At 50.9% G+C, this 19,004-nt stretch carries 13 protein-coding genes; 5 read left to right on the top strand and 8 right to left on the bottom strand.

Annotated features, from left to right (window positions below; genetic code table 11):
- Window positions 1-5 precede the first annotated feature (5 nt).
- Together IV04_RS12380 and IV04_RS12375 are read left to right on the top strand one after the other, a co-directional pair.
- A complete protein-coding gene (locus IV04_RS12380; protein ID WP_037404399.1) occupies window positions 6-1,202 on the top strand; it encodes an MFS transporter in 1,197 nt (398 codons plus the stop codon).
- Window positions 1,202-1,801 carry an NADPH-dependent FMN reductase gene (locus IV04_RS12375; protein ID WP_037404398.1) on the top strand — a complete coding sequence of 200 codons (600 nt, stop codon included), beginning with the start codon at window positions 1,202-1,204 and terminating at the stop codon, window positions 1,799-1,801. The genes IV04_RS12380 and IV04_RS12375 overlap by 1 nt, the downstream gene beginning before the upstream one ends.
- A gap of 508 nt (window positions 1,802-2,309) precedes the next feature.
- Here the strand turns inward: IV04_RS12375 and IV04_RS26095 are convergent.
- A complete protein-coding gene (locus IV04_RS26095) occupies window positions 2,310-8,042 on the bottom strand; it encodes an inverse autotransporter beta-barrel domain-containing protein (RefSeq protein WP_051916780.1) in 5,733 nt (1,910 codons plus the stop codon).
- Window positions 8,043-9,070: 1,028 nt separating this feature from the next.
- Here IV04_RS26095 and IV04_RS12365 point away from each other — a divergent pair.
- Together IV04_RS12365 and IV04_RS12360 are read left to right on the top strand one after the other, a co-directional pair.
- Window positions 9,071-9,340: a metal-sensing transcriptional repressor gene (locus IV04_RS12365; protein ID WP_037393698.1), complete on the top strand. Its 270-nt coding sequence runs from the start codon at window positions 9,071-9,073 to the stop codon at window positions 9,338-9,340.
- Window positions 9,341-9,348: 8 nt separating this feature from the next.
- Window positions 9,349-10,458, top strand: a complete 1,110-nt coding sequence (locus tag IV04_RS12360) for a nickel/cobalt efflux protein RcnA (protein ID WP_037393700.1) — start codon at window positions 9,349-9,351, stop codon at window positions 10,456-10,458.
- A gap of 142 nt (window positions 10,459-10,600) precedes the next feature.
- Here IV04_RS12360 and IV04_RS12355 read toward each other — a convergent pair whose 3' ends face one another.
- Window positions 10,601-12,889 (bottom strand): heavy metal translocating P-type ATPase, encoded by a 2,289-nt coding sequence (locus IV04_RS12355; protein WP_037393702.1) that lies wholly within the window; start codon window positions 12,887-12,889, stop codon window positions 10,601-10,603.
- 155 nt (window positions 12,890-13,044) lie between these two features.
- Window positions 13,045-13,947 (bottom strand): cation diffusion facilitator family transporter, encoded by a 903-nt coding sequence (locus IV04_RS12350; protein WP_037393705.1) that lies wholly within the window; start codon window positions 13,945-13,947, stop codon window positions 13,045-13,047.
- 214 nt (window positions 13,948-14,161) lie between these two features.
- Here IV04_RS12350 and cybB point away from each other — a divergent pair, with 214 nt between their 5' ends.
- Window positions 14,162-14,695: a cytochrome b561 gene (gene cybB / locus IV04_RS12345; RefSeq protein ID WP_037393708.1), complete on the top strand. Its 534-nt coding sequence runs from the start codon at window positions 14,162-14,164 to the stop codon at window positions 14,693-14,695.
- A gap of 104 nt (window positions 14,696-14,799) precedes the next feature.
- On the opposite strand, the gene tcyN is transcribed toward cybB, so the two are convergent.
- The 5 genes from tcyN to fliZ all read right to left on the bottom strand — a co-directional run bounded on the left by tcyN (window position 14,800) and on the right by fliZ (window position 18,967).
- Window positions 14,800-15,552 (bottom strand): L-cystine ABC transporter ATP-binding protein TcyN, encoded by a 753-nt coding sequence (gene tcyN, locus IV04_RS12340; protein WP_037393710.1) that lies wholly within the window; start codon window positions 15,550-15,552, stop codon window positions 14,800-14,802.
- Between the two features lie 3 nt (window positions 15,553-15,555).
- Entirely contained in the window at window positions 15,556-16,218 is a 663-nt protein-coding gene (tcyL, locus tag IV04_RS12335; RefSeq protein WP_037393713.1) for a cystine ABC transporter permease, read from the bottom strand.
- Entirely contained in the window at window positions 16,218-17,018 is an 801-nt protein-coding gene (gene tcyJ, locus IV04_RS12330; protein WP_037393716.1) for a cystine ABC transporter substrate-binding protein, read from the bottom strand. The genes tcyL and tcyJ overlap by 1 nt, the downstream gene beginning before the upstream one ends.
- 191 nt (window positions 17,019-17,209) lie before the next feature.
- On the bottom strand, window positions 17,210-18,196 hold the full coding sequence (locus IV04_RS12325) for a D-cysteine desulfhydrase (protein ID WP_037393719.1): 987 nt from the start codon (window positions 18,194-18,196) through the stop codon (window positions 17,210-17,212).
- Window positions 18,197-18,457: 261 nt separating this feature from the next.
- A complete protein-coding gene (gene fliZ, locus IV04_RS12320; RefSeq protein WP_037393722.1) occupies window positions 18,458-18,967 on the bottom strand; it encodes a flagella biosynthesis regulatory protein FliZ in 510 nt (169 codons plus the stop codon).
- Between the last annotated feature and the right edge of the window lie 37 nt (window positions 18,968-19,004).

Raw genomic sequence — 19,004 nt, 5'->3', positions numbered from 1 at the left:
TACTCATGAACTTGTCGCAAAATACTTGCTTAACCTTACTGATAGCATCCAATTTCTTCTCCTCGGTCGCCGTAAGCATAGGGATGTATATCATCCCTTGGTATATAAGTAATGAAGGTGAGCAACCCAGACTATTGGCGATAATGGCTACAATATCTTCCTTGACGCTTATATTCGTCACGCCATGGTTCGGCATGCTGGTCGACAAATTCAATAGAAAAAATCTACTCACGGTGCTCAATGTCATCATTTGTATCGCTTTCATCCTGGCTATTTGCAGCCGGTACTTCGCTTTCAGCATTATGCTGCCTTTAGTCGCCTCCTATTTTGTCATTCAATTTTATTATGCTATCTTCTATATCGCTCGGCAGGGGTTTATTAAAGATATATTCAGCGGTGATTATCTATCACGAACCAACTCCCTTCTTGAGATGGAATCGCAAGCATCAACGTTGATCTCTGCGCTATTAGTCATCTCTGTATCGTCATATTTGAGCTATGATACTATCTTTGTGCTGCTGGTCACGCTGATTGCCATCTCTCTGTTTATCTTGCTAGCAATTCCTTACCAACGGGACTCTCCTGTAAACAATCAGATACCCAAAAGCTCGCTTATTCAGCTCCAGCGAGAAAACCGGAATATCATTTTATATCTTCTGGTAGGCGCAGTGCCCTTTGTCTGTATCATGGTGGTTAACGTTATTCAGGCTCCATTTATGCACGAAGTGCTGCATGCCTCGATTGAATCTTACGCTTCCTTCGGCATCATTTATGGCCTGGGCGCCATTTTAGTTAGCCTGTTGCTGGGTTGGCTGGCGCCCAAATTCTCTGCGAGAAAATTGGTTCACCTCTTTACCGGTGGTTTCGTCTTGACGGTTTTACTGATCGCCAGCACCCCCACTTTGCCAGTGATTTTATGCGGGGCTTTCTTCCTTGGTTTATTCAATTCCGCATCACGTATAAGCAGCCAGAATGTCGTTCTTACTGAAATAGACAGCGAAAAAATCGGGCGCGTTTTTTCGACCGGCCAGTTATTCACCTTGATTAACCGCGTGATTGCAACCGGACTGGTCGTCATCCTCTTCCAGGAAAGTTACGAATATGCTTGGACCTATGTTCTGATTATCAGCGCCACTGCCCCTATCAGTTTAATGTTGTGGTCGTTTTATGCTAATCGGCCGCAGAAAATAAGGAGACCGTAATGAATATCGCTATCGTGACAGGCAGCCATCGCAAGCAATCAAACTCCCGTAATGTGGCAAATTATATTGCTCACCAGTTCCAGCAGAAAGAACACTTTGTCGATATGCTCGATTTAGCTGAAATAAACCTGCCCTTGTGGGACGAAGATGTGGAAACGAATGTGCAGAAATGGTCAGTGCTTAAAGAGTGCAATGAACGATTGATCAATGCTGAAGCATTGATCATCGTCACCCCAGAGTGGAACGGCATGGCACCGCCGATGCTGAAAAACTTCCTACTACTCTGCGAAGCAGAATATGTTGGTCATAAACCAGCACTGTTGGTCAGCGTATCATCGGGAATGGGCGGCGCTTATCCGATCCATGAATTGCGAAGCAGCGGTTATAAAAACAACCATATCTGCTACCTCCCGGACCATATTATCGTACGTGATGCTAACAATACGCTGAGAACTCCGCTTCCTGCCGACGATCATGAGCAACTACTGCGGGCAAGGATCGACTACCAACTGAACCTGTTGCTACAGTATGGCTCGGCGTTGTCTCAAGTACGCTCTTCCGGCGTCGTTGATTTCGAGCAATTCCGATACGGTATGTGACTTTTCTCTGGACGCAATGCCACCGAGCAATATGCTGGCATCGAACTTTTGGCCGCCACTAGGATCAGAGCACTCTCCTTCTGACAAAAGAGTTCGGTTCGATAATATCGGGCTCGGCAACGCTCTTGCGGCCGAAAAGACATCACGCCCCAGAACAACCCGGAATATCTTTACGATGCTTTTGCGCTCAGGCCTCAAATGCCATCGAAGCTTCGTGCGGCCATCGATCTTCCAGCGCAGGAATTGCCAAGGTTGATGCAATGCTAGGGCAACCGCCAATGCATATAGTTTTGCGATGACCACCGTTTCCTGGAGAACAAGTTCTCCGGCATGAAGTTAACGAAAACACGGAAAACGGCAGTAAGAACGTTTAGGGTGCCTTCGCCAAAACACACCCTGAACGTTCAAAACTGCCGTTACTAAAATAAAGCTATTTGTTCTTGGTAGATACCGGGCTCAATGAAATACAACTTATCATCAGGCCCGGTTATCTTTTCAACTTCAGATCTTAGTTATAGATGATCTGAATACCAGAAACATAGGCATTGGCAGAGCCTGTCGCGCCTGTTGCATAGACGATAATCCCGTAGATCTCGTCGGTGATCGTAGCGGTATACTGTGTCCCCGTTGATGAACCTACCGTGTGATTAGCTCCATCGTTCCATGACAGCTGTTGCAACAATTTATTCACAGAATCTATGCCTGGTACTATAGCGCTGTATCCAGTGATCCACTTCACCTTGTTCAGGTCGAGCAGATCAGATGTGTTTACACCACCGCTACCACCGGCAATCAGTTTGCCGCTTGAATATATCGCGTCAACAACAGCTCCGCTACGGAATGTCATCGTCGGGTATTTCTCTTTCGGAATTAGTGTCGTATAGGCCGTTTGAGTTCCAATAACTGCGCTCGTCTTGGCGACAATAACCGTCACGTTAGCTTGCGCTGTTATCCCTCCAAAGGTGATAGACACGGTACCGGTTTCACTTTCACTGGCGGATGAGATATTGCCTAAAGCATCAACCATGATGTTCGGGTTACTGCTCTTCCACACGCCCGTATTGCTAATATCCGTCGTTGAACCGTTTGAATATTTCGCCTGCGCGGTCACGCTGGTAGAGAAATATTTCGTTAACGTAATATCCTGCTTGCTTAATTCAATGTTTTTCAACACGTTTATAAAGCTTGCCGGTACGCTGTTAGACGATTGCCCATTCAACTTGGCGCTGACCGTCACCGTTTCCTGTGCCATGTCGACGATACCGATTTTAGCCTGCCCGTTCTCATCAATAGAGACGGTGCTGTTACCGACAAATTTGGCACTTCCAGTGCTGGTGAAGGTCACAGCCATGGCCCCCGCCTTACCGGTGATCACGTTGCCATTCTTATCCGTCACTGTGACAACCAGCTCATGGGTAGAAAGCTCGGTTGGCGTATCGCCATCGACCTGCGTTTCAATCGTAGTTCCAGCTGTTTCAAGCACCAACCCGTTGGTGGCGTTGATTTGTGCCGTACTGACATCAGCTTCAAAACTCAGATCGGTGCTACTGGTCACGCCGCCCACGTTAGCTTCTACCTTCACGCTGCCCGCCTTATTGCTGCTGACTGGCAGAGCGGCAATACCGTTGGCATCGGTGGTCACCGTCTGCTGACGGGGAATACCATCTGGACCGGTCACGGTAAAGGTAACTTCATAACCGGCGATCGGGTTACCGTTGGCGTCTTTCACCGGTAATTCCACGGTGTTCACGTCAGTGCCGTTGGCCACCGTATTACCGCTGCCTGCCGTCATACTATTTTCATCGATAACCGCAGTGCTGCTGTCAGCGACAAACTGCAGATCGGTACTGCTGGTGACGCCGCCCACGTTAGCTTCTACCTTCACGCTGCCCGCCTTATTGCTGCTGACTGGCAGAGCGGCAATACCGTTGGCATCGGTGGTCACCGTCTGCTGACGGGGAATGCCATCTGGACCGGTCACGGTAAAGGTAACTTCATAGCCCGCAATCGGGTTGCCGTTGGCGTCTTTCACCGGTAATTCTACGGTGTTGACATCGATACCGTTGGCCACCGTATTACCGGACCCTGCCGTCATCCCGTTTTCATCGATAACCGCGGTGCTGCTGTCGGCCACGAAGTTCAGATCGGTGCTGCTGGTCACGCCGCCCACGTTGGCTTCCACTTTCACACTGCCCGCTTTTTCGCTGGTAACAGGCAATGTAGCGATACCATTGGCATCGGTAGTCACCGTCTGCTGACGGGGAATGCCATCTGGATCGGTGATAGTAAAGGTAACTTCATAACCCACGATCGGGTTACCGTTGGCATCTTTCACCGGTAATTCCACGGTGTTGACATCGGTGCCGTTGGCCACCGTATTACCGGTGCCTGCCGTCATGCCGTTTTCATCGATAACCGCAGTGCTGTTGTCAGCGACAAACTGCAGATCGGTGCTACTGGTCACGCCGCCCACGTTGGCTTCTACCTTCACGCTGCCTGACTTATTACTGCTGACTGGCAGAGCGGCAATGCCGTTGGCATCGGTGGTCACCGTCTGCTGACGGGGAATGCCATCGGGACCGGTGATGGTAAAGGTAACTTCATAGCCCGCAATCGGGTTGCCGTTGGCGTCTTTCACCGGTAATTCTACGGTGTTGACATCGATACCGTTGGCCACCGTATTACCGGTGCCTGCCATCATCCCGTTTTCATCGATAACCGCGGTGCTGCTGTCGGCCACGAAGTTCAGATCGGTGCTGCTGGTCACGCCGCCCACGTTGGCTTCCACTTTCACACTGCCCGCTTTGTCGCTGGTAACAGGCAATGTGGCGATACCGTTGGCATCGGTGGTCACCGTCTGCTGACGGGGAATGCCATCGGGACCGGTGATGGTAAAGGTGACTTCATAGCCCGCGATCGGATTGCCGTTGGCGTCTTTCACCGGTAACTGCACGGTGTTCACGTCAGTGCCGTTGGCGTTGGTATCACCGCTGCCTGCGGTCATACCGTTCTGATCGATGCTCGCGGTGCTGCTGTCGGCCACAAAGTTCAGGCTGGTGCTGCTGGTCACGCCGCCCACGTTGGCTTCCACTTTCACACTGCCCGCTTTGTCGCTGGTAACAGGCAATGTGGCGATACCGTTAGCATCGGTGGTGACCGTCTGCTGACGGGGAATGCCATCGGGACCGGTCACGGTAAAGGTAACTTCATAACTGGCAATCGGATTGCCGTTGGCGTCTTTCACCGGTAACTGCACGGTGTTCACGTCAGTGCCGTTGGCCACCGTATTACCGGTGCCTGCCGTCATACTATTTTCATCGATAACCGCGGTGCTGCTGTCTGCCACGAAGTTCAGCTCGGTGTTGCTGGTGACACCACCTACATTGGCTTCCACCTTCACGCTGCCCGCTTTGGTGCTGCTGACAGGCAGAGCGGCGATACCGTTAGCATCGGTGGTCACCGTCTGCTGACGGGGAATGCCATCTGGACCGGTCACGGTAAAGGTAACTTCATAACCGGCGATCGGGTTACCGTTGGCGTCTTTCACCGGTAACTGCACGGTGTTCACGTCAGTGCCGTTGGCGTTGGTATCACCGCTGCCTGCGGTCATACCGTTCTGAACGATGCTCGCGGTGCTGCTGTCGGCCACAAAGTTCAGATCGGTGCTGCTGGTCACGCCGCCCACGTTGGCTTCCACTTTCACACTGCCCGCTTTGTCGCTGGTAACAGGCAATGTGGCGATACCATTGGCATCGGTAGTCACCGTCTGCTGACGGGGAATGCCATCTGGACCGGTCACGATAAAGGTAACTTCATAACCGGCAATCGGATTGCCGTTGGCATCCTTGACCGGTAACTGCACGGTGTTCACGTCAGTGCCGTTAGCCAGGGTGTTGCCGGTGCCTGCCGTCAGGCCGTTCTGATCGATAATTGCAGTACTGCTGTCAGCCACAAACGTCAGATCGGTGCTGCTGGTCACGCCGCCCACGTTGGCTTCCACTTTCACGCTGCCTGCTTTATTACTGCTTACCGGCAAAGCGGCAATACCGTTGGCATCGGTGGTCACCGTCTGCTGCCGGGTGGTGCCGTCTGGATCGGTGATGGTAAAGGTGACGTTAAAACCCGGGAGCGGGTTGCCGTTGGCGTCTTTCACTGGCAACTGCACGGTGTTGACGTCGGTGCCGTTGGCCAAGGTGTTGCCGGTCCCTGCCGTCAGGCCATTCTGGTCAATTTTGGCCGAACTGGTGTCAGCCACAAACTTCAGCTCGGTGCTGCTGGTCACGCCACCCACGTTGGCTTCGACCTTCACATTGCCCGCTTTGTCACTGGTGACCGGCAAGGTGGCAATACCGTTCTCATCGGTGATCACCGTTTGCTGGCGGGTGGTGCCGTCAGGATTGGTCACGGTAAAGACCACCTCATAACCGGCGATCGGGTTGCCGTTGGCATCTTTCACCGGTAACTGCACGGTGTTCACATCGGTACCGTTAGCCAGGGTGCTGCCCATGTTACCCGACAGGCCGTTCTTATCGATCGTGGCGCTCGCACTGTCCGCCAGAAGCGTCACGGTAGCCTGTTGTGCGGCAATCGTCGTGCCGGAAATTTTGGCCTCGATCTTCACAACGCCCGCGCTGCTGCCTGCGGTAAAGGTCGCCAGATAGGTGCCTGGGCGGTCGGTAGATTCAGTGATCTCACCGATCTGATGAGCGATGGGTTGTGCAACGGCGGCGGATGCCGGGCTGATTTTGTTGGCAGCGCCAGGGGCCTGGAACTCACTGCTGAGCGCTATCTGGCCGGCAATCCCGCTGATGGGGTGCCCACTGCCGTCTTTCAGTGATAACTCAACCTGGGTGGTGGAACGACCGTCTGCGGGCAAACGGGCATTCTTAATCGCCAGCGCGGAGCTGGCCGCAACGCCGAACCCGGTCACCACCAGCTCTGCCTTCGCAGGCTCGGAACGGTTGCCTGATTGATCCACGACGGTCACGCTGATCGGGTAGCTGTTATTGCCCAGCAGGCTATACGCTGGCAACACCGCCTGCCACCCACTGCCGTTAGGCACGATTTTCCCGCCTGCAGCCGTCAGCAGGTCAGACTGCCATTCGAACGAGGCAATGCCGTTTTTGCTATTTACCCTGACAGGCAGTGTAACGGTCTGGCCTGAATCGCCCTGGATCAGCGCATCCATCGCCACACTGAGTAACTGCTGTTCACGGTATTGCAGAACAATTTGATTATTGCGGTCAACCAACTCGTAGCGGCTGCCCGCCAGCGTGCGCTTCGCGCCAACGTTGGCCGGATCGATCTGCTGTGACAGTGGCGTACCTAACGCATAGTTGAAGGAGAGATTGAAGCGGGTGTCTTCCATTCCGCTGGTTCCCTGCTTGTGATCGACCCCTAAGCTCACCAGAGGAATGGGCGAGTAGTTGACGCCGAAAGTGACCGCTGCAGGATCGGATTGCCGCTTATCTTTGCCGAATAAACCGACTTCCTCACCGAAATACTGTTCATAAACCAGTTTACCGCCCACTTGAGGCAGTGAAGGCAGATAGGCTTCGGTCCGGATATCAAAACCATTGGCGGCTTTTTCATCGTATCCGTCCAGATCGCGAGAGTTTTTCCAGCCGCTGATACCGAAATAGCCGTTGGCCGCAACGCGCAGGTAGTCGCGTGCGTATTCCCCACCCAGACCCAGACGCGAGTGGTGACCCTGAAGATCTCTGTCGAGGAAGAAGTTATAGCCAAACATCTGCTGGTCGATAAAATGACGCTGCCCGACACCGGCATTGAGCGTGACGCGATCGTCAATGTAGCGCGTGCCCAGTTGGGTAAAGGTCATCAGACTTGGCGTATCTTCCAGCGGTAACAGAACATCCAGTTGACTCCCTTTCAGGTTAAGTTTGTCATCCAGATTAAGCTGTACTTTGGCCGAACCAAATTGTTTCAACCAGCCTTCTACGGCGTCATTTGCGGTATGGGAAGCGACGCCACGGGCGATAGACTCAGCCTGCTTGGTGGGGGAACCGCTGGCTAACACACCGGCCAGACGGGTGGCGGCATTAGCCACCGATTGTTCTTCCTCGGTATGGGATTTTTGAGCCGCCATGACCGCTGGGGTATAGGCCAGGCTGAGTGGGAATGCCACCTGCGTAACGATATTCGCCCAGGCTAACAGGATAGATATCCGAGATTTTTTGAGGGCCTTTGGCTTGTAGCTAGAGGACAATTTATACTTATTCAATGCGACTGCCTTATAGATAAGTTGAAACGAAACGACATACTTACAGAACAAGCAAAAGCGTTTGCCTGATCTGTTTGGGGATTTTAAATAACCAGTAATTTCATAAAACAAAAGCCGACCAACAGGTTATAATTTCAACCTGAATGAAAGCAGTTATTCTATCTACTGAAGGAATATCGATGGGGATGTATTGGCATTATCTTAAATAAACACCTCTATTTGGGTAGGAATCATTATTCCACTAAAGGTCGACTTAAAATAATTTATTGAATGACACTGTATTTTTGAGTATCAAAAATTTTTATTAGGCACTTAATTAATAAGGTTATCCTTATTTAGTACCTTTTACCATTCAAACTGCCTATTGCTGGCTTTATGCCCATCCCTGTGTCTACAGCCCGCAGTATTTTTTACCGAGCTATCTACCCGTGATAATTCAAGTTGCTTGGGTGTTGGCTGCGTTACTCGGCCCATGCTGGGCCTCACCCCTTCGGGGCCGCCGCAAGCGCCTTTCAAATCTGCCAAGCAGATTTGTCATTCACCCTAGTTACCGCCTACAATCAACTTGAATTATTTGGGGTATAACTAAAATCACTTGGGTATAAATTAATGTGATGAATATAAATCATACCGATAAATTGTAAATCCAACATTTTTTTATATGTGATAAAAAAAATTATAAAAATCATGTTTTGAGTGTTTTACATACATAAATAACCTTCCATCATAAAATAAGATAAAGCTCTAACTGTATGACAAAATGCATTAATTAATCAAAATTCAGCTTTTTCTTAGTCAGCGTATTGCTTTTGTCATTTCGCACTCAGATGGCGTGAAAGTTGGAGCGCCCATTTCATTATTTATCGCGAAGAAGTACTTTTCCCCGACTTTATCTTGCTCGTCTTGGTTTCAACCCAGGTTCACGGCACCTTACCTCCACATGACTTATCTCATTTATCCTCAACGACAGATGTACTTCCTGTCGGAATCGCGTATTCTTATCCTATCCCCCACCATAGGATATAAATATGCACCAACATGAAACGCACCCGGAGATTATTAAGCGCCTTAAGCGTGCTGCTGGTCACCTGAACAGCACAATCCAGATGCTAGAAAACGGTAGAACATGCCTTGATATTGCCCAACAGCTTCAGGCTGTTGAGAAAGCGGTGACTAATGCAAAAAAAACGCTCATTCATGACCATCTTGACCACTGTCTGGATCACGCAGTGAAGGCTGATGGTGAAGTCTCCCCCGACGTTATCCGTGAGTTTAAAGAAATCACCAAATACCTCTGAGGCATCCCATGACCGATTTTTCTTCATTGTTGCAACAAGGTATCGGTAATGCCTGGTTGTTTATTCCCAGTGCCATTCTGCTTGGCATACTGCATGGCCTTGAACCCGGGCACTCCAAAACAATGATGGCCGCCTTCATTGTTGCCATTCGTGGCACCATGAAACAAGCGGTTCTATTAGGGCTAGCCGCAACAGTCTCTCATACAGCCATCGTGTGGCTGATCGCCTTTGGCGGTATGTATTTAAGCCGCCAGTTTACCGCAGAGGCAACAGAACCTTATTTTCAACTGTTTTCCGCCATCATCATCCTGGGTACCGCATTTTGGATGTTTTGGCGAACCTGGCGCGGTGAACAGCAATGGAAGACAGAGCATGCGCACCATGAGCATGATGAATCACACCTGATTGATACTGGTCATGGTCAGGTTGAGCTGTCTATTTTTGAAGATGGCATGCCACCGCATTGGCGATTGAGAAACGTGTCAGGGCAACGCTGGGGGGCAAAATCGGTCACGGTGACGACTCTGCGTGAGAAAGGCGCCTCACAGATTTTTGAATTTGAGGAAAAAGACGGGTTTTTGCAATCGATACTCTCGATTCCAGAACCACATAGCTTCACTGCACGTTTATCGTTGGGGCATGGTGGTCATTCACACGACTATGACGTCGAGTTCAACGAGCATCACCACGAACATGACCATTCTGCGTTAGAAGGGTTGGATATCTCTTCGCAGGAGTACCAGGATGCCCATGAAAAAGCACATGCGAACGATATCAAACGTCGTTTTACCAATCAAAATGTAACGACCGGCCAGATTATTCTCTTCGGTTTAACGGGGGGATTGATCCCATGCCCGGCAGCAATAACCGTACTGCTGCTGTGTATCCAGGTGAAAGCATTCACATTAGGTGCCGCATTGGTGCTGTGTTTCAGCATTGGCTTAGCAATAACCCTGGTCGTTGTTGGCGTGGCTGCCGCCTATAGCGTCAGGCAAGCAACAACACGCTGGCACGGCTTTAACACTCTGGCTCGCCGGGCACCTTATTTTTCAAGCATCCTGATTGCCGCTGTGGGCATTTACATGGGTCTGCATGGCTGGGCAGCGCTGATGAACTGATACGGTTAGCAACAACAAAACTAGGGATTGCCAGGGCTGTAACGTCCCGCAGGAACATACAATATCCGAACAATCCCTCAATATACCTGGACGGCTGAGAATATGCTGGCTCCAACGCGCCAGGTTCCACAACTCCCTTTACTCACTCAAGATTTTGGTAAATCTCCTCTTCCTGAGCAAAGTGCAAGCGCAAAATGGCATCCAAACCGTATAAAACACGCTGCAACTCAGTAATGGTTTCTGTTTTCGGCCCTCCGTCCAGCGGCATTGCCTTAATGATACGCTGTAGCTGTCGGCCCAACTCAAAGATTTCTCGGTGAGTGCGGCTCATCGCCGCCATCGGATCATCGCCCCCCAAAAGTTCAGCCAGCACCGGGTACACCTCAGTATCATCGGCCCGCTCATGGGGAAATAGCTTTTCTTGTAGCATCGTTTCCAAATCTACCGCCGCTTGCCTGATTTGTGCCGGTGCTATTACATTCAGTTCATTTGCGAAGTAAGTCAGGTGCTCAAGCACGGGAGCGAGTGCCTGGTGCTCACCGCGTAGGGTCTGTTGCTGGGTTGCGGATAAACTGTGGCGGCTGACGCGCAGCGGTGCAATCCGTAGCGCACGCAAGGCATTCAAAATAACGGCGACGTCGATCACTTCCTGCAGCAATGCACCGTAAAGCGGGGGAAGATAGCCGAATGCTGCAATCAGCATCGCCACTGCAGACATCCCCATACCGGCAATCACACTTTGCAAGGCGATTAAGCGTGTAAGACGTGCCGTGTGGAGCGCTTCGGCAAGACGATCGAGCCGATCCACCAGCAGTACGACATCTGCCGCTTCAGACGACGCAGCGGCTCCGCGCGCGCCCATAGCCACCCCCACATCAGCGGCAGCCAGTGCGGGGGCATCATTCACACCATCACCCACCATCATCGTGCTGCCCAAAGAACGGCCTGCTTCGATTGCGGTTTGTTTCCCTAACGGAGTCTGTTCGGCTTGAACCTCGTCAACGCCCACGGCAGCACCGATAGTTTCGGCGATCTGCTGATTATCGCCTGTGAGCATCACTATGCGCTTAATTCCAGCCCTACGCAGTAAACGCAAAGCGCGTGGAGTTTCTACCCGGATCTGGTCTGCCAGATGTAAAGCCCCGGTGATTTTTCCATCCAGAGCGACAAATACCGCCGCCCCGCCGTTTTCCGCTACCTCTTGCAGAAACGCGGGTGCCCATTCTGGTGATGGCACACGCTCGGAAACGAAGGCGTAAGAGCCGATTGCGACCTGTCTCCCATCGAGTACGCCGCTGAGGCCAGCTCCCCCTTGCTCCTGAACTGCTGTGGGGAGAGACAAAGAAAGCCCCCGTTCCCGTGCAGCGTCGACCACCGCGCTGGCGATCACATGCCCAGACATTTGATCCATCGATGCAGCAACAAACAGCACGTTATTAGGGGTAACACTGTTACTGGTTTTGATAGCAACCAGGCGCGCCTGCCCACCCGTCAATGTCCCGGTTTTGTCAAAAAATAATACCCTGGCCTGTGCGAGTTGCTCCAAAGCGCCACCGCCCTTGATCAGAACCCCACGCTTTGCGCATATCGACATACCCGACACAATGGCGATCGGAACAGAAAGGATCAGAGGACAAGGCGTTGCGACCACCAGCACGGCCAATGCACGCACCGGATCGCCGCTTACAAACCAGGCAATACCAGCCACTGCCAGCGACAGGGGAACAAACCACAGCGCATAGCGATCCGCAAGACGGGATGCGGGTGCCTTGGAGCTTTGGGCAGCAGAAACGAGCCGGATAATACCGGCGAAGGTACTTTCGTCCGCTTTAGCCGTCGCAAACATTTCAAAAGGAGCACCAGCATTGAGTACGCCACTGCGCAGAGCCTCACCCACTCGGCGTTCAACCGGCGTCGACTCACCGCTCAGCGTAGACTCATCCAAAACGGCTAATGCCGAAGCTAAGCGGCCATCAACGGGAACGGTATCGCCACTGCGCACCAGCAATCGGTCGCCCTGCATCACTTGCTCCAGCGGGATCTGAACCAGTTCACCTTGCTCAAACCGGTTGGCGGTTCTGGGGGCTTTGGCCAGTAAAGCTGACATTTCTCGCCCTGCACGACGCTGCGCAAAACTCTCCAGAGACCTGCCGCTGGCCAACATGACTGCAATCACCGCCCCCGTCAGATATTCGTCCAACGCCATGGCACCGCTGATGGAGATTAAAGCCAACATGTCGACACCCGCTTCACGCCTGGCAAGTGCACGCAGTGTGTCATAGAGCAAAAGCGCAAGCGCAGGAACGGAGCCTCCCAGCCAAACCCAATGCGCCATTTCCTGCTGGCCCCCCCAAAGTAGACCAAGGCCACCAAGCAGCGCGGCCCCAGACACGGCAAGTACCAACAAGTTAGCGGACCAAAATTGTTTCATGATGCAAACCACCAGTCATGGGTCAATGGGGGAAGCTCAGGCGGCTCCAGGCACTGTCACCAGCTTCATTGGAGCACAATATTCACATTGTAATAGCCTTTTGGTATGAGGCTGAATTCTGAGCATTTTCAATGCTTGCGACTTCAATATTTATTTTAATTCTGCTGAATAGGATAAGGATCTACATGTGTCATAACGTTTAACACCCGATGATTGTTTAAGACTTCTTTTCTGGCATTGACAGCAATTTCATGGCCCTTTTTGACAGATAAATCACCATCAATTTCCAAATGCACATCAACAATAATCAAGTCACCCATTCTTCTGGTTTTAAAATCATGAATCCCCATTACGCCTTCAGTGGCTAATAAGGTTGATTTTATTTCCTCTTCAGTTTTACTATCAACCGCTCGATCCATTAAGTCGTGCAAAGATTCAGCCATAAATGAATATCCCATTTTAGCAACTATCAGACCCACGATAAGTGCAGCAACAGGATCAAGAAATTTAAAGCCTAGCAGGTTACCGATAATCCCCAGAGCGACGACCAGCGAGGACGCTGCATCAGAGCGAGCATGCCAGGCATTGGCCACCAGCATGCTGGATTTAACCCGCGTTGCCACCGCCAGCATGTAACGAAAAAGCAACTCTTTAAACACCAAAGCCGACAGCGCCACCCACAACGCGACAATATGCACTTGAGGGATCGAGTCAGGGTTATGAATTTTATTTATGGCAGACCATAACATTCCAACACCAACAATTAATAATAAAGATCCGAGGATTAATGATGCGCCATTCTCATATCGATGATGGCCATAATTATGATCTTCATCCGCCTCTTTTTTACTTCTATTATTGGCAAAAAGCACCACAAAGTCTGCAATCAGATCGGAGAGTGAGTGAATCCCATCGGCAATCAACCCCTGAGAACCAGAAAACAACCCGGTAATAACTTGCCCTAGCGTTAAAAAGCAATTAACAATGACACTTACCCAGGTACTTTTTCTTGCCGCATGAAAACGCTCATGAGACTCATTATTACTTTCATCAATCATTTTACATTTCCTATACAGTTTCTCAGAAAGCCATAGCCAATATATTACCATTGATTAAAAATCTCAATCCGCTTAAGAACTTCTTAAGAAGATAGCGTTAAACTGAAAAAATTGGAGTTACAAATAGGTTGTACAGGGGGTCAGTGTCACCGCTCTTAATGTTAACTTAATATAAGTGGTATAAATTTAATCGTCACAGATTAGAGGGTAAATAATGAACAATAAATTTGCACCGAGTCAGATTTTATTTCACTGGATAATTTTTATTTTTATCGTACTGACTTATGCAACAATGGAATTAAAAGGAATTGCGCCGAAAGGCAGTGATGCGCGAGAGTGGATGAAGACGCTCCATTATACGTGCGGCGGCAGCGTTATGTTATTGATGCTGATTCGAATTATCCTGAAAGTGACACACAAAGCACCCGATATTACCCCTGCGCCGCCAAACTGGCAGATAGTTCTGTCAAAAGCGGTACATGGTGTTCTTTACCTGATGTTTATCGCCCTGCCCTTGCTCGGCATTCTGACGCTTTACTATGGTCAGGTCGAATGGTCATTCTTTTCTTATGCAATGCCCGTGAGCAATGAGCAGAATAGTAATCTGCAGCACAATTTAAAAGAAGTTCATGAGTTTATTGCCAGCGCCGGTTATTTTGTTATAGGACTTCACGCGTTAGCCGCCCTATTTCATCATTACGTCATGCGAGATAACACTCTGATTAGAATGTTGCCTTGGAAAAAGTGAGGTTCGGCCTACGCGATTACCCCTCACTAAAGCGCCCCCAACCATCAGGAAGGGGGCGCTTTATTTTCACCATTTGAACGTGACTGCCAGGTTTCTACCGCTGGCTATTGGTTAAGGAACTTATCCAGAAACTGTTTGGTACGTTGATGCTGCGGGTTAGCAAACAGCTCTTTTGCTGGGCCCTGCTCAACGATGCGACCGTGATCCATAAAGATGGCACGATCGGCAACGTCGCGGGCAAAGCTCATCTCATGCGTGACGATCACCATGGTGCGCTTCTCTTCTGCCAGCGCACGAATGGTGTTAAGCACCTCACCTACCAGTTCAGGGTCAAGCGCAGAAGTCGGCTCATCAAACAGAATCACCGCCGGTTGCATCGCCAACGCGCGGGCGATAGCTACACGCTGCTGTTGACCACCAGAAAGGCGTTTAGGGTAAGCCTGCTCTTTGCCACTCAGCCCGACTTTCGCCAACAGTGCGCGAGCGCGTTCTTCTGCGCTGGCTTTCGCCTCACCTTTGACGATCACCGGCCCTTCAATGATGTTTTCCAGTACCGAACGGTGCGGAAACAGATTAAAGCTCTGGAAGACAAACCCCACCTGCTGGCGCAAAGCGCGTACCTGCTGTTTTTGTTTGCTCAGCGGGCGTGAGCCGTCAATCTCGATATCCCCTACGCGGATGGTGCCCGATTCAGGCACTTCCAGCAGATTGATACTGCGCAGCAAAGTGGTTTTACCCGAGCCGCTTGGCCCGATAATCGCCACCACCTCACCGGAGTTCACCTCAAGATCGATACCATGCAGAACGGTGTTCCCTTTGAACTGCTTAACCAACTGCTTTACTTCAATAGCACTCATCGGTTACTCCTGATCCTGACGGTTAACATGCGCTTCCAGGCGATTTTGCAGGGCGGAAAGCAAGGTTGCCATCACCCAGTAAATCAGCGATGCCGCCAGATACATGGCAAACACCTCGAGCGTACGAGAGGTGATCAGTTGCGCCTGCCGGAACAACTCCGGCACCTGAATAGTCGCCGCCAGTGAAGTATCCTTAACCAACCCGATAAAGCTGTTGCCTAACGGTGGTAACGCGGTGCGTGCCGCCTGCGGCAGGATCACCCGGCGCATCGTCTGCCAAGGTGTCATACCGATACTGGCAGCCGCTTCCCACTGCCCTTTGTCGATCGAAGAGATTGCCGCACGCAAGGTTTCAGAAGTATAAGCTGCGGTATTCAATGAAAGGCCAATCAGCGCCGCCGGGAACGGATCCAGCTCAATGCCAAACTGCGGCAGACCGTAATAGATCATAAACAGCTGTGCGATCAGCGGTGTACCACGGAACAGAGAGACATAAATGCGTGATAACCATGACACCGGCCAGATCGGCGAAAGGCGCATCAGCGCCAGCAGAAAACCAAGCATTAACCCAAGTGCCATGCCCCCCAAGCTAAGCTGGAGAGTCAACAAGGCACCTTTTAATAAAAATGGCGCTGAATCCAGCGCCAGTTGAATACTCTCATGCATTATTTAGTTACGTCCGCGCCAAACCATTTTTCAGAGATCTTCGCCAACGTCCCGTCTTTCTGCATTTCGGCAATCGCCTGATTGATGGCGGCCAGCAGTTCCGGGTTGTTTTTGCGCACGGCTACACCCGCTTCCTGACGCGAGAATGCCGAACCGGCAACCGCCAGCGTATCACTGGTTTTCTTCACCAGATCCAGTGCCGCCAAGCGATCAACCAGAATGGCATCGATGCGCCCTACGCGCAGATCCTGATATTTGGTTGGGTCATCATCGTAGGTGCGTACATCAACGCCCTGCACATTTTCACGCAGCCATTGTTCGTAGTTAGTCCCCAAACCCACACCGACCTTTTTGCCTTTCAGATCGTCAGCCTTGGTGATTTGGCCTTCGTTGCCTTTTTTCACCAGTGCCTGAATACCAGAAACAGTATAAGGCGTTGAGAAGTCGTATTTCTTCTTACGTTCGTCGGAGATAGTTACCTGATTGATAACCACATCGATACGTTTGGATTCCAACGATGCCAGCATGCCATCCCACTTCGTTGGATTCAGTTTAGCCTTCACGCCCAAGCGCTCTGCCAACGCGTTAGCGAAGTCCACTTCAAAACCAGCCAGTTTGCCGTCTTCACCCTGGAAACTGAACGGTGGATAGGTGCCTTCCAGCCCAACAATCAGCGTACCGCGATTTTTAACCTGATCGAGCAGGTTATCAGCCGCATAGGTTTTAACGTTCAACCCGGTGACCAGTGCAACAGCCATCACGCCCAGCAGGCATTGACGACGGATTTTAGAAAAGACCATAGACACCCCATCAGTTGTTTATCTTTTTGAGATCAGGACTTTAACAGCCGTTCAGACTGTATAAAGGAATATAAATTAATAAATATAGTCCGAATCGGAATATATCAACATTCTGCGCAAAACGGGTATATCCCCTATGAGGTATATCTCCTCAATCATTGCAGCTGGAAGTATAGCGGCTCTACCTCATCTCACACCTGTGGATGATAGGCAAACAGCGCCGGAGCTCCCCCGGTATGAATAAACAGGATCGGCCCTTCGTCGCGAAAGCGTTTCTGGGCAACACCATCAATCAGACCCGCCATCGCCTTGCCGGTATACACCGGATCCAGCAATACGCCTTCCTGCTGGGCCAGCAGATGTACTGCCGCCATCCCTTCTTCATTCGGCATACCGTATTGCGGAGCGAAATAGTCGTCCCACAACGCGATCGGAGCCAGTTCATCAATCTCCAGCGAACACGCCAGCGCTTGCTGGATTTGCTCGACCTTCGGCAACTGATCGATCACCTTGCGCGAAACGGTCACGCCAATCAGTTCACTTTCCGGCAAGAGTTGCTGCAGACCAACAGCCAAACCGGCATGAGTGCCTGCACTGCCGGAAGCCACAACGATCGAACTGAAGGTAACCTGATGACTTTGCGCCGCAATTTCCAAGGCACATTGCACATAGCCCAATGCCCCCAAAGCGTTAGATCCCCCGACCGGCACCACATAAGGCCGGAAACCCTGTGCTTCCAAGCGCGTCGCCAAATCCGCCAGTTGTGACTGCGGATCGTACAACGCATCACACATCACCACATCAACATCGAACAGATCGAGCAGCAAGCGGTTACCGTTGCTAAGGTAGTTTTCCGCTTTGGTATCAATCGGGTTTTCCAGCAAGGCCACGCAGCGCAGGCCCAGTTTGGCTGCCACGGCAGCCGTCTGGCGCACATGGTTCGACTGTATAGCCCCCGCCGTAACCAAGGTGTCGGCACCCAGGCGCAACGCATCGGCAGCCAAAAACTCCAACTTCCTCAGTTTGTTCCCGCCCATCGCCATTGGCGTAACATCGTCACGCTTGATGTAGATTTCGCGGCCAAGATAATCAGAAAGGCGAGATAACTTTTCGAGCGGTGTGGCTAAGCCAACAAAGTCCAGGCGCGGAAACTGCGCCAATCGCTGTTGCAGATTCACAACGTCCCCCAGGGAGTAAAATAACGGCGTTTAAAACATAGATTTATCAGATGCGCTCTGAATAATCACTCTTTAATTGCCCGAAATAATTCGAGTTGCATGATAAAAACGCAATGCGTTTTGAACAACATAAGTGCAATCTGCCGCGCTACGGGGAGATATATGGAGGAAAATAATGCGGTAATCGTCTAATCCTAAAAAATAATGCTGTGATGCGTTCACCTGTTCGAGCAAATACAATAGCCGCAGGTTGCTTTCGTCTCAGTCACTCTCTTGCCAAGCCAGATACTGATCGTATTTGCGCAACGCAATGCGATAGCTGTCGTGCCCGGCTACGGGCAGATCGTTGATAATACGCTGGTGGTTCATGCCCTTGGCAAACTGCTCAGCAGGATAGTTGTGGGCCGCCAGCATCTGATCCAACCGGCGCAGGCGCACAACGTATTCACGAATGGTGCTGTGGTTCATCTCCGTCTGCTCAAACAGATACTGCTTGAATGCTCGAATGTCGAAGTAATTGGCAGCGCTATTATAGGATATTTCACTGCAAAATCGGCAAAGTGCGCTCAGCTCATGTTGTATATTCAGCCAGACCTGCTCATCAATCAGTTGATCCATGCGCGCAATGGCTTCTTTGCTGATAATTTCCCCACGAAACACCAACGCCATACGCCCAAGTGGCTTGGCGCACTGAAAACAGTGGGTCTGGCTGTGTTTGTAATCCTTCAGATAGCGGTTGAGTGGCCGCTTTTTCGACGAGGTTCCTGGCATAATGTGCAATCCGTTTCAATAATCAGGTTGAGAAACC

It is taken from the genome of Serratia sp. Ag1, from assembly GCF_000743355.1.
In the GTDB taxonomy this organism is placed as follows: Bacteria; Pseudomonadota; Gammaproteobacteria; order Enterobacterales; family Enterobacteriaceae; genus Chania.
Note: the sequence above shows the minus strand (reverse complement) of the source record. Positions and strands in the feature narration are given on the sequence as shown.

Coding starts and splice junctions, on each gene's coding strand:
- tcyJ (WP_037393716.1), bottom strand. CDS start 17,018: ATGGTCTTTTCTAAAATCCGTCGTCAATGCCTGCTGGGCGTGATGGCT.
- tcyN (WP_037393710.1), bottom strand. CDS start 15,552: ATGAGTGCTATTGAAGTAAAGCAGTTGGTTAAGCAGTTCAAAGGGAAC.
- IV04_RS12355 (WP_037393702.1), bottom strand. CDS start 12,889: ATGAAACAATTTTGGTCCGCTAACTTGTTGGTACTTGCCGTGTCTGGG.
- cybB (WP_037393708.1), top strand. CDS start 14,162: ATGAACAATAAATTTGCACCGAGTCAGATTTTATTTCACTGGATAATT.
- fliZ (WP_037393722.1), bottom strand. CDS start 18,967: ATGCCAGGAACCTCGTCGAAAAAGCGGCCACTCAACCGCTATCTGAAG.
- IV04_RS12360 (WP_037393700.1), top strand. CDS start 9,349: ATGACCGATTTTTCTTCATTGTTGCAACAAGGTATCGGTAATGCCTGG.
- IV04_RS12350 (WP_037393705.1), bottom strand. CDS start 13,947: ATGATTGATGAAAGTAATAATGAGTCTCATGAGCGTTTTCATGCGGCA.
- tcyL (WP_037393713.1), bottom strand. CDS start 16,218: ATGCATGAGAGTATTCAACTGGCGCTGGATTCAGCGCCATTTTTATTA.
- IV04_RS12380 (WP_037404399.1), top strand. CDS start 6: ATGAACTTGTCGCAAAATACTTGCTTAACCTTACTGATAGCATCCAAT.
- IV04_RS12365 (WP_037393698.1), top strand. CDS start 9,071: ATGCACCAACATGAAACGCACCCGGAGATTATTAAGCGCCTTAAGCGT.
- IV04_RS12375 (WP_037404398.1), top strand. CDS start 1,202: ATGAATATCGCTATCGTGACAGGCAGCCATCGCAAGCAATCAAACTCC.